The organism is Protofrankia sp. CiP1_Cm_nod3 (assembly GCF_982290655.1).
Window position 1 is genome coordinate 7,370 of record NZ_CEVIVD010000196.1, and the last position, 1,143, is coordinate 8,512.

The window sequence follows — 1,143 nt, forward strand, 5'->3', positions numbered from 1 at the left end:
GGGATCGCGCGCCGGGTCGAGTTCCTGTGGGACCTGGTACGCCAGCGCCTGGAGATCTCCGAACGGGAGATCCGCCGGCACATCGACGTCTGGGGCGCCGACGACCTGCCGCCGGTGACCGGGGCGGTGCCACGGGAGAAGATCCTCGCCGACCTGCACGCCCCCGGCACCCCGTACTGGCGGCTGAAGACGCTGATGGACGCCTGGTGCGCCCTGTGGTTCTGGCCGCTGGACTCCGCCGGCCTGCTCGACGGCTCCGCCCCCGAGTACGAGCGGGACGCCGTCATCGTCCGCCGTCCCTCCCCGGCACAGGCCGCCGGGGAAACAACGGCGGATCAGCCCACCTGGGAGGAGAGCTCCCTGTTCGACCTGGACGACCCGCGGCCGTCCGAGCCGTCGTCGGCATCCGGGAAGTCGAAGAGCGCGTCCGCGGAGAAGAGCACGGGGAAGGCGAAGGCGTCCGCTGTCGAACGGCTCCGGCGGATGGTGCCGCTGCGTAACCTGGACGACTGGCTGACGTTCGCCGAGGCGCTGGTCGGTTCCAACGATATTCCCGCAGGCTCTCTCGGCGCCCACTTCACCTCGCTCACCGCTCTGGAGGAGCACGAGAACAGCCTTGAAAGCTGGATGGGGATGGAACGCGAGAACCGGCTGCCCGAGCGCTTTCCCTGGCTCGGCGCGGTCGAGCGGATCGCCGACCGCCAGGGCTTCTTCCACTGGGAACTGCACTTCGCCCAGGCCTTCGCCAAAGGCGGCTTCGACCTCCAGGTAGGCAACCCCCCCTGGGTCCGCCCGGACTGGAACGAGCCCGTCATCCTGGCCGAACTCGACCCGTGGTTTAAGCTGGCCGATCGCCTTCCAGTCCATGAGTTGACCCGGCGAAGATCTGCTCTTTTGAAGAAAGAAATGAATCATCGTTTTTTCCTGGGGGAATTTGCGGATAACGCTGGCTTAGCTACAATTCTCGCCTCGCCAGCTGTCTATCCGCTTCTAGCCGGGACGCGTCCTGATCTTTATCGTGCATTCATGTGTACCGTATGGTCGCATCTGCATGATTGTGGTGTTGCTGGATTGATTCATCCTGACACCCATTTTGGCGGCAAAAACGAAGGGCGGTTACGGTCGGCTGCGTATCGCCGCTTG

The 1,143-nt window shown here is 65.0% G+C and carries 1 protein-coding gene; it reads left to right on the forward strand.

Features of this window, described 5'->3' with window-relative positions:
* Positions 1–1,143, forward strand: a 1,143-nt coding sequence (locus AC5LUJ_RS22415; RefSeq protein WP_493465690.1) for an Eco57I restriction-modification methylase domain-containing protein, incomplete at both ends; no start/stop codon positions are given.